At 58.1% G+C, this 10392-nt stretch carries 7 protein-coding genes, 1 rRNA gene and 2 pseudogenes; 5 read left to right on the top strand and 5 right to left on the bottom strand.

Going from position 1 to position 10392, the window contains the following annotated elements:
• Nucleotides 1–96: ribosomal RNA gene (gene rrf, locus RCH91_RS19235) — 5S ribosomal RNA — on the top strand; the annotation flags it as partial.
• A 354-nt stretch (nucleotides 97–450) separates the two neighbouring features.
• On the opposite strand, the pseudogene RCH91_RS19230 reads toward rrf, so the two are convergent.
• The 3 genes and pseudogenes from RCH91_RS19230 to gdhA all read right to left on the bottom strand — a co-directional run bounded on the left by RCH91_RS19230 (nucleotide 451) and on the right by gdhA (nucleotide 3459).
• A pseudogene (locus RCH91_RS19230) lies at nucleotides 451–1595 on the bottom strand (IS3 family transposase).
• Nucleotides 1596–1653: 58 nt separating this feature from the next.
• Nucleotides 1654–1734: pseudogene (locus RCH91_RS19225) on the bottom strand (IS3 family transposase); the annotation flags it as partial.
• 372 nt (nucleotides 1735–2106) lie between these two features.
• The gene (gdhA, locus tag RCH91_RS19220) at nucleotides 2107–3459 is read right to left on the bottom strand and encodes an NADP-specific glutamate dehydrogenase (RefSeq protein ID WP_306536695.1); all 1353 of its coding nucleotides are present in this window, start codon (nucleotides 3457–3459) and stop codon (nucleotides 2107–2109) included.
• 341 nt (nucleotides 3460–3800) lie between these two features.
• On the opposite strand from gdhA, the gene RCH91_RS19215 reads away from it, so the two are divergent.
• From RCH91_RS19215 to RCH91_RS19200, 4 genes are all read left to right on the top strand, one after another.
• Nucleotides 3801–5309, top strand: a complete 1509-nt coding sequence (locus RCH91_RS19215) for a phosphotransferase (protein WP_306536693.1) — start codon at nucleotides 3801–3803, stop codon at nucleotides 5307–5309.
• A 101-nt stretch (nucleotides 5310–5410) separates the two neighbouring features.
• Nucleotides 5411–5926: a ferritin gene (locus RCH91_RS19210; protein WP_306536691.1), complete on the top strand. Its 516-nt coding sequence runs from the start codon at nucleotides 5411–5413 to the stop codon at nucleotides 5924–5926.
• Nucleotides 5927–6000: 74 nt separating this feature from the next.
• Complete coding sequence (locus RCH91_RS19205; RefSeq protein ID WP_306536689.1) at nucleotides 6001–6216, top strand: DUF1450 domain-containing protein; 216 nt, start codon at nucleotides 6001–6003, stop codon at nucleotides 6214–6216.
• Nucleotides 6217–6428: 212 nt separating this feature from the next.
• Nucleotides 6429–7652 carry a hypothetical protein gene (locus RCH91_RS19200; RefSeq protein WP_306536688.1) on the top strand — a complete coding sequence of 408 codons (1224 nt, stop codon included), beginning with the start codon at nucleotides 6429–6431 and terminating at the stop codon, nucleotides 7650–7652.
• Here RCH91_RS19200 and RCH91_RS19195 read toward each other — a convergent pair.
• On the bottom strand, nucleotides 7649–8773 hold the full coding sequence (locus RCH91_RS19195) for an NAD(P)/FAD-dependent oxidoreductase (protein WP_306536686.1): 1125 nt from the start codon (nucleotides 8771–8773) through the stop codon (nucleotides 7649–7651). The genes RCH91_RS19200 and RCH91_RS19195 overlap by 4 nt on opposite strands.
• A 15-nt stretch (nucleotides 8774–8788) precedes the next feature.
• Nucleotides 8789–10378, bottom strand: a complete 1590-nt coding sequence (locus RCH91_RS19190; RefSeq protein WP_306536684.1) for a glucose-6-phosphate isomerase — start codon at nucleotides 10376–10378, stop codon at nucleotides 8789–8791.
• Nucleotides 10379–10392 lie beyond the last annotated feature (14 nt).

The raw sequence follows: 10392 nt of genomic DNA, 5'->3' as shown, positions 1-10392 counted from the left end.
GTCACACCCGTTCCCATCCCGAACACGGAAGTTAAGCCCCTCTGGGCCGATGATACTGCACGGGTAGCTGTGTGGGAAAGTAGGTCGCCGCCGGGATTTTATTACAAAAAGCCCCGCTCTCTTAAATGAGTGCGGGGCTTTCGCTTTTTGCAGCAGCCAGTGTCAGTTTGGACGCTAGCACGGTCAAAGCGATCGGTTTCAAACATAAGGTGCTGCCTATAAGCTGGAATCGCAGATGAGGGCTGAAGTGGCCGCAGTGCTCCAATGCCGAAGTAGCTGATCGAGCCGACATCCCCGATTGCATGAACAGCCCCGAAATATTGGCACGTCGTGAGAAGGGTCTGACCACCATTGCTGCGGTCAAAGCCGATATCAAGCGTCTGTCACCCCGTACCCCAATGACAAGCAGGAGTCGAATGAGGTGTCCTGTCAACAGTGGACACTCCCATCTCAAGCGACAGCCGGCTGTCTGATGAAATTCTGAGCGAACACGGCTGGCGCAATATAACCAAGGCACGAGTGGCGCCGTTGGCGGTTGTAGAAGATCTCGATGTACTCTCGGATGGAGGCTTCGGCCTCTGCCCGGGTCGCGTAACGACAGTGATGGACCAGTTCGTTTTTCAGGCTTCCCCAGAAGCTCTCTATCGGTGCGTTATCATAGCAGTTTCCCCGGCGCGACATTGACGGCGTCATGCCGAACTACTCAAGAAGTTTACGGTAGTCGTGGGAGCAGTACTGGCTGCCACGATTCGATCAACTCGGCCGCGGGACGTTTCTGCTGCACCGCCCGGAAAAGGGCTTTGCCTGTCAGTTCCTGGGTCATGCACTCGGCCATGGCGTAGCCGACGATTTCGCAGGTGAAGACGTCCTTGACACCCGCAAGGTAAAGCCAGCCTTCGCCGGTGGGAATGTAGGTAATGTCGGTGACCCAGACCTCGTTGGGAGCGTTGGGCGTAAAGGTTTGATCCAGAAGGTTTTCAGCTACTGGCAAGCTGTGGTTCGAATTCGTGGTTGCCTTGAACTTGCGCTTCTGCCGACAGCGCAGCCCCAGTTCCCGGCGCAGACGGGCAATATGGTCGCGCCCGCCGACGAAACCATCTGCCGCCAACTCCGGCTGCAACCGCCGTGCGCTATAGCTTTCGCGAGTGCGTTTGTGGGCGGCTATAATCGCCACCCTCAGTCGTTCATCCTCCTGGGCTCGACGCGAGCGAGGGTTTTCGCCTCAGCCAGGCATAAAAGCCGCTACGCGACACGTTGAACACTCGGCTCATTATTGTTACTGAAAAAATGGAGTCGCCACTTTTTCATGAACGCGTACCGGGCAGCGACTCCTTGGCAAAGTACGCGATCGCCTTTGTCACGCTCCATGCGGGCCTCAGCCAGCTCCTTACGCAACCGGGCATTCTCGGCCTCCAAATCCGCCGCAGAACGTGCCCCGGGTGCTGGGAAGCCTTGCTGGTTGCCATCCCAGTTCGCCAGAGTCCCCTTAGGAATCGCCAGCCGCTTTGCTGCTCCCTTCTGGGACAGCTTTGTTCGGTTACCAGTTTGACCGCCTCGGCACGAAACTCTGGCGTGTAACGCTGCTGTTTTTTCATGTTTACCTCTCTCGGTAGTTTACCAAGCGGGAGTGTCCATTGTCTTCAGGATACCTCACCACCATTTGACTTCCGGTGCTGCTCCAGTCGAGCTACGCTCTCCTTCCGCAGCACCGGTGGCACTGACATCCTTTTCCATTGACGACCTCCTTGAACACGTAGATTTACCTCATTTTCGTGTCCAAGAAAACCGTGCCGCCATAGCGTCCCTATATGCGAACAACGTACCTGACGCGGCGGGGATCATCTGATGGTTGGCCTGAAACGGCTGCGGCCCCTAGTGGAATCCAGGGGCCGCACATATAAGTTGTTTCGAAATCTTACTTTGATAAACTGGAGTGTGTATTCCTCATGGATCAGTTCCACCAACATTAACACACTTCATGAACTGCCGTGTACGGAACTGTACGAACGGTAGTGTGGGAGGACGGCGGGGATGACCCCGCCTCCTTCCTGATATGATGACCTTTTCTTTTTACGGGAGGGTCAATGGGTGCATATAATTGCAATCTTAGATAAGACCGTGGGCGACCATGGCGTTTGCAACTTTGATGAATCCTCCAATGTTGGCACCGACTACGTAGTTGCCGGGGCATCCATATTCATCTGCAATTTCGTAGCAAAGGCTATGAATGTTTATCATTATCTCTTCCAGTTTCTTTTCCGTGTAGTCGAACGTCCAGGAGTCGCGGCAGGCATTCTGCTGCATTTCAAGCGCTGATGTTGCTACTCCGCCGGCATTGGCCGCTTTCCCCGGTCCGTAGGCAATCTTTGCTTCAAGGAAGACCTTGACCCCCTCGGGAGTGGTAGGCATGTTGGCGCCTTCACCCACGGCGATGCAGCCGTTTTTGACGAGAGTTTGGGCATCCTTGCCATTGATTTCGTTCTGGGTTGCCGACGGCATGGCAACCTGACAGGGGATTTCCCATATATTGCCGTTGTTGATGTATTTTGCATCTTTATGGTAGTCCACATAGTCTTTAATGCGGCGACGCTCAACCTCTTTGAGTTGCTTGATCAGGTCTAGGTCGAGACCTTTTTCATGGTAGATGACGCCGTTGGAGTCTGAGCAGGCGACGCACTTGCCGCCGAGTTCGCGGATCTTTTCTATGGTATAGATGGCAACGTTGCCCGACCCTGAGACGGTGCAGATTTTGCCGTCGAAGGATTGACCCTTGGCCTTGAGCATTTCGTGAACGAAGAACGTGGCGCCGTAGCCGGTTGCCTCGGTGCGGACAAGAGAGCCGCCGTAGTGGAGACCTTTGCCCGTGAGGACGCCTGCTTCGTAGCGGTTGGTGATTCGCTTGTACTGGCCGAACATGTAGCCGATTTCGCGGCCGCCAACGCCGATGTCACCGGCCGGAACGTCCGTATGCTCGCCGATGTGGCGGTAGAGCTCGGTCATGAAGCTCTGGCAGAAACGCATGATTTCGTCGTCGGATCTCCCCTTCGGGTCGAAGTCGGAGCCCCCTTTGCCGCCGCCGATGGGCATGCCGGTCAGGGAGTTCTTGAAAATTTGCTCGAAGCCGAGGAACTTGATGATGCCGAGGTAGACTGACGGGTGGAAACGGAGCCCGCCTTTGTAGGGACCAAGGGCGCTGTTGAACTCAACGCGGAAACCGCGGTTGATCTGGACCTGGCCCTTGTCGTCCTGCCAGGGTACCCGGAAGATGATCTGCCGCTCTGGTTCGCAGATCCGCTCGATGATTTTGCGCTCTTTATATTCGGGATGCTTGACAAGAACGGGGCCGAGGGATTCGAGAACTTCCCTGACTGCTTGGTGAAATTCAACTTCTCCCGGGTTGCGCCGAAGAACTTCCTGATAAATCGGTTCTACTTTGTCGTCGAGCAGCTGTGGTGACATGATGCCTCCTTTGATTAAAGTGTGAGCGATATTCAGCGTGTGCTCATGGGGTATGCATCGAATTACGGCGAATGCCTTGGGCGTATGCAGATGTTGCACCAAAAACAACGCTGCTGTCTAAATTCTAGGCACGTGATTGATTTTGCAGCAGAATGCACAGCGACTTGGTATGTGTTGAATCAATTGAGGATCATTGTGTGATTACCTAATATACATAGCTGTGTAGTCACATTACATAAAAGAGTGTATGGGATGTTGTCGGTTTGGTCTTTGTTTGGTATCCTGATAGCAACTCGAAACGATACGCCATTAATTGATTTGTAGTAAGGAGATAAGACCCTATGCTCGTAGAGATGCACTGTCATTCCGAGGAGCACTCACCGTGCAGTGCGGTTTCGGCAGTAGAGCTCGTAAGGCAGGTTTTCGCAAAGAATCTCCAAGGAATCGTGTTTACCGACCATCACTATCTCTGGGACGAAGATGAGTTGAGGGGGGTTCGGCGTGCATCGGAGGTTCCCGATCATTTCATGATTCTCAGCGGGCAGGAAGTCTGGACCCCTGAGTTGGGCGACGTGCTCGTTTACGGCGCCACGGAAGCGTTGCCTCAGGGAACACCGCTGGCCGAGGTGAGAGGGCGTTTTCCCGAGGCTGCTCTCGTATGGGCTCATCCCTACCGGAAGGGGAAGCGGCCGGCGCCGGAGAATCTAAAGAGCACCCTCATTGACGGCGTGGAGGTTTTCAACTCCGGCCACACGGTTCGGGAGAACAGCATGGGATTGCAGGACTGGCACCGGGAGAGATTCACCGCCCTTGCGGGGACCGATACCCACGGCGGGAGTTATGCTGGGCTCTATCCGACCCACTTTGATCACACGGTGCGGACCATTCAGGAGCTGGCGCTTGAGATCCGTAACGGACGCTGCCGACCTTTTCTCAAAGAGATCCCTCACGCCGGGGCCAACAGCCAGGTGATCGAAGTGACGATCGGGACCAAAGGGCTCGATGAGGTTCGGGAGCGGATCATCATCAAGGAGATCTCAAACGTTCACAAGTGGCGGTCTGCAGAGCGGGCCTTCAGGATCATGGACGCCATAGCCCAACAGGGGTTTGACGGAGGTACGTACCGGGTACCTAAGCCCATCGATGAGGATCCGGCATCCATGACCCTGATCGAACAGGGGCTGCGGGGGAAATCCCTCTTCGACAAGCTCCTGACGGCCGATGACGAGGACGGTCGAGAGTACGTTATCATGGCAGCGGAGTGGCTTGCCCGACTCCACGGCTGTTGTTTGCGGATAACCCCTGCCGGCGAGTTTCTGGACAAGGAAGCCTCGCGTCTTGAGCGCTACCTGGAGCGCTTCACCGAGATGCATCACAGACAGACGCGCAAGGCTCGGGAAATTATCGACGCGGTCAGGGCAGGGGAGACCGCCATTGCCAGGGAACACGGCGAAGTCATGGTCCAGGGGCATGGCGATTATCATCCCAAGAACATTTTTATGGGGCAGGACAGCCTTGAGAATCGTGCCACCCGTTTTGTTGCGGCCATCGATTTCGAGAGTTCGTATGTCCTCCCCCGGGCCTTCGATGTCGGATGTTTTCTGGCCCAGTTCCGCAACCAGTTCTTTGGTCATCAGCATATTCTGCAGCGTTATCCCGAGGAGCTCTTCCTCGACGCCTATTTGAGGAGTGCAGAAACGGTAGAGACGGATTTTCTGCGGCAGGTGGAGCTTTTCCGGGCAAGAACGAATATGAGCATCGCTGCTTATCTGATCAAGGTGGGGCTCGGGGATAGCGAAGATCTCTGGCGGGTGCTGGTGGAGGCGGAACGGGCCATAAGCCATCTGTGAGATTCCGCTTTCGGAGCACAAACGCGATGGTGTTTTGTCCCTGAAGGGCTATACTGCTATACTCTACCAATAATGAATTACGCCAAGGAGGAACCATACCCATGCTGAGCAAGGAGATGACGGCAGCCCTCAACAAGCAGTTGAACACGGAGCTTTATTCGGCGCACCTCTACCTGTCCATGTCATCGTACGCCAGTTCCATCGGCCTCAAGGGGGCGGCCAACTGGTTCATGATCCAGTACCAGGAAGAGATGGTACATTTCATGAAGTTTTATACTTACATCAACAGCCAGGGAGAGCATGTGGCTCTCGGTCCCCTCGACGCCCCACCCAACGAATTTCCGTCGCTGCTCGAGATGTTCGAAGAGACCCTGAAGCATGAGATGTTCATTACCCGGTGCATCAATGAACTGACCGAGCGTGCCGTGAAGGAAAAGGACCATGCAACCCAGATATTTCTCCAGTGGTTTATTACCGAGCAGGTGGAGGAGGAGGAGAACGACCGGGAAATCATTGGCAAACTGAAGTTGATCGGAGATAACGGCTACGGGATCTTGATGATTGACAACGAGCTGGGTGCCCGGGTCTTTACCCCTCCCGCCGCCGCTGCTGCCTGACATGGGGAGTTCTCCTCCTGGGTACGGGGATGCGCATCACGCGTTCCCGTACCCGGTATCGATTTGAGGGGTGTATGAAAGTCAGGTTTTGCGAGCACAACAAGGGGATGTCCAAGGTATACAAGAAGCTCACGAATACCTTCCCCAAGCTGGACGTGAAGATCAAGAACTGTATCAAGAAGTGCGGTCCATGTCATAAGACGCCGTTCGCCGTTGTGGATGGCAAAACCGTCTGCGGCATCGATGCTGAAGACCTTTACACCAAAATTGTCAAGGATCTGGGTCTGTAGGTAATCCCCCGTCCGTTCCTCCCTCCTGTCTTTCTCCGCAGTTGTCCAAATCGTTTCCCGATGTGTCTCTGGTCATGAAAATCATTTGTGTATCCTTTGTCATGGTGCTGTGACTAATATCTGTTCAAGTTTTCTGTCGGACAGCCGAAACATTAACTGTATACGGTAACGTTACGTTTTGGCTCAAGGGTCACTATTTGGATTTCTATGGCATGGTAAAGCGAATTCTCCTTTCCCTCTTTTCGTCCCGGCGAAGGATCGCATGTTTGGCGGGCGTTGTGGTGCTTGCCGTCTGTGCGACCGTGGTGAAGGTCCGTCCCTACTGGCATTTCGAGGGGGTGTATGTCCTCAAGGGCGGAGATGGTTGGTTCGAGATCACGGATGACCTGGTTCTCGGCGACGAGAACCGGCTCCTTTTGGCGCTGCCGGCGCAACCCCTCTTCAAGTTCCTTCGGGGCAGCGTAAGTTATGCATCGGCTGGCACTCACCTGGAGCATGAATGGTTCCGGTTCGATGGAAGTGGCCATGTGGAGGGGCATTTCGCCGATGGAACTATATTTCTCACGTGTCTGAGTCGCTATCTCGACAGCGGCGGCAAGGAGACCAGGGGGGTCTTTGTCGGTGGCGGGCTGCCGTTCGATCTGGGAGACGCCGGCAAGGAAACCCTCAATGACACCGGCGTTTCATTTTTCGATGGGACCCGCTGGCACCACATCTGGTGCAACGTCAACGAATCGATCACTCCCTGGAGCAACCCTTCTACGATTATTGCCCCATCATCCTGGCGGTTTCTCGGTAGCAGGGTAGCAAAGGATACTTCGGAGGAACTCGTCATCACGAGCAGCCACGAAGTCGAACTGGACGGGCTGCCGTTCAGGGTCGACCGTGTTGCCGTGTTCAGGGCGGGAACCCGCTACTTTACCCTGGCAATCCGGTTTACGAATACCGGCCGGTTTCCCGGCGGCTACTATTATGTCTATGGAGATGAGCCGTGGGTGGGGAATTACGGCACGTCGATCGGAAACGTGGGATGGGTGAGGGACCGCCTTGTTCCCTATGAGGAGGCGATCAACCCTCGGGAACACCGCTGGGCCGGCTATTTCGATTACGGCAACGAGGCTGCGGGTGAAGAGCACATCTTCAGCGGCATTGCCAACTTCATCGAGTGGCAGGGGAACATTACCCCGGACCTCGTCTATTTCTCAAACCAGATCGGCACCTATGCCGCACCAGTGAGTCGTGTCCCCCTCAATCACCCCAACAACCGGGTCCTGTTCCTGCAATGGGGGCCCCGCCTTCTGGACCCCGGCCAGTCCGATACAATCATTCTTTCCATAGGGATGGCTGACCGTGACCCGATGTCGGGATTTCCGGTCAAGCCGGATACCCCCCTCGATCCAGCTCTTCTTGAGCCGTTCTTCGCCCCGGGGTCCTAACCCGCTGCCCCGCTCATTTTCCCCGCAAAACTCTCCACAAACCGCCTGTCGATGAAATCCTTGAGGCGAAACGCGAGTCGTCCCCGCCAGACGATACCGTTGCGCACGAGGAGGGCGGTGTCGTCTCCCAGGTTGAGAAGCTGCAGGAAACTGCGCTGGGGATTGAACGGCAACAGCCGCTTACCGGTGAGCTGTGCCTGAAGGTTGTGGAAGAGGATCGGCCCCTGGCGCACGGCATAGACGCCGACCCGCGGGAGTGGCTGCTCGGCCAGGGTGATGCAGTCGCCGCCTCCGAATACGGCCGGTGACCCTGTCGAACGGAGGAAGCGGTCCACGAGGAGCGAGCCGTCCGGGGCCAGGGGGAGCCCGCATTCCCCCAGAAGCGCAGGAGGTTTCACCCCCGTTGCCACCAACGCCAGGTCCCAGGCAACCGTTCGTCCGTCGGAGAGGACCGCTCCACCGTCCATCCATCCTTTCACGCTCACTCCTTCCACTGTTTCGATCCGACTCTCTGCAAGGGCATTGAGCACCACTTCGCGCGCCCGTGGGGGAAATCGGTGCAAAATTGGGCTTGAGGCAACGAGGGTGATATCCCCCCTGTCCCTGAGAAGTCGCCGGACATTGCCGGCAATCTCGACTCCCGCTGCCCCGCCCCCCACGACGAGAACATGGGGGGGCTTCGAACGTGCGACCGCCAGGAGCCGTTCCCGGGCAGCGACCAGGTTTGCGATGGGTTTCACCGGAACGATGCAGTCAGAGGGAAGGGGATTGTCGGCCACGATTGAGCCGATGTTGAGGGACAGGGCGTCGTAAGAGAGAGTGGTGCCGTCGGCCAGGTGGAGCCGTCTGGCCTGGGAATTGATCCTCTCAGCAGGGGCGACGACGCAGCGGGCGCCACCGCCCTCCGCGAGACTCTGCACGTCGATGCGGATATCCTCAGGGCGATAGCGCCCGCCAAGCATCCCCGGCCCCATTCCCGAGTAGTAGTGGAAGCGGTCCGGGGTGACAAGGGTAACGGCGATTCCCCGGCCGATGAGGACGCGAAGACGGCGAAGGGTGTAGAGGTGGGCATGCCCGCCCCCTACCAGGACCAGGTGTGGTGAGCCGCTGCCGGGTGGCATTGCTTTCGGGCCTGTTCAGGCCTGTGCAGAGAAGCGGCTTGCGGTGAGAGGCTCCGCTGGCTCCATCCTTATGCCGTGGTCCGGGTTGGCAGCCATATGGAGTAGCGTCCTGAAGACCGTCTCCGCTGTGTCGGGACGACCGAGGGCCGCGGCAATCTCATCGGCCGTCAGAGAGGAACCGGTCCCGCGCAGGTGGGCGATGATGCCGGCCTGGAGCGAGAGCACCGTGCCGGCCGCCTTCTTCCCCGCCTCCACCCCCGGCTGGTGATAGGCGTTGATGTTCACCAGCGAGGCGTAGAGCCCCACCGCCCGCTCGAACAGGGCGATGAGCATGCCGACGGTGCGGGGCGACACCTCGGGGATGGTGATGGTGAGGGATTCCCGCCCTTTTTCGCTGAGGGCCGTGCGGCTCCCCTGGAGAAAGCCGGCCAGGTAGTCGCCGCTGGTCACCCCCGGTTCCACTGGCAGGGACATTCCGCGCCGGTCCCGGAGCACTTCGACGAAGGTGACGAAGAAGTTGTTCACCCCCTCGCGGAGCTGCTGCACGTAGGCGTGCTGGTCCGTGGCCCCCTTGTTGCCGTAGACCGAAATCCCCTGGCAGACCACGTTCCCGTCACGGTCCAGCTCCTTGCCGATGGATTCCATGATGAGCTGCTGGAGGTAGCGGGAGAAGAGGAGGAGCCGGTCCTTGTAGGGGAGGACCACCATATCGCGGGAACCTTTGCCGCCGGTGGCGTGGTGCCACATGAGGGCCAGGAGCGCCGCCGGGTTGCGGGCCGTGTCGGTGCGGCGGGTTAGAGCATCGCAGAGCCGTGCCCCCTCCAGCATGCTGTCGATGTCGAGCCCCTGGATGGCGGCGGGGAGAAGCCCCACGGCCGAGGTCACGGAGGTGCGGCCCCCGACCCAGTCCCACATGGGGAAGCGGGCAATCCAGCCGGCCTGGGTGGCAGCCCGGTCCAACTCGCTTCCCTCGCCGGTGACCGCCACGGCGTACCGGGGGAAATCGAGTCCGGCCCGGCGGTAGGCGGCCTCGGCCTCAAGCATGCCGTTGCGGGTCTCCTTGGTGCCGCCGCTCTTGGAGATGACCAAAGTCAGGGTTTCGGCAAGGCCTGCGCCGATCCCGGCGAGGACCCGGTCCATGCCGTCGGGGTCGGTATTGTCGAAGAAGTAGGGAGTGAGCGGGTTGCCTGCATCCCCCAAGGCGTCGGCCACGAACTGGGGCCCCAGGGCCGAGCCGCCAATCCCCACCACAAGGAATTTCCGGAAGGGGCGCCCGTCCGGTGTCGCGATGCTGCCGTCGTGGACGCCGGCGGCGAATTCCCTGATCCGTCGCACTGTCTCGCCAATTTCCGCGGCGATCTCGCCGGTGGGGGCGAGGGCTGGAGTCCGCAACCAGTAGTGCCCCACCATCCGCCCCTCGTCGGGGTTGGCGATGGCGCCTCCCTCAAGCTCCGCCATCTCGGCGAATGCCTTGCGGATGGCCGGTTCCATGGCCTCCAGGAAGCCCTCAGAGAAATTCATCCTGCTGATGTCCAGCATGAGTCCCGTTTCGGGGTCGTGGAGAAGGTGGGTTCTGTAACGGTTCCAGAGGGTTATGGTATCCATGGTGGTCTCCTTTT

The sequence above is a fragment of the Geobacter sp. genome (genome assembly GCF_030834625.1).
In the GTDB taxonomy this organism is placed as follows: domain Bacteria; phylum Desulfobacterota; class Desulfuromonadia; order Geobacterales; family Geobacteraceae; genus Geobacter.
Note: the sequence above shows the minus strand (reverse complement) of the source record. Positions and strands in the feature narration are given on the sequence as shown.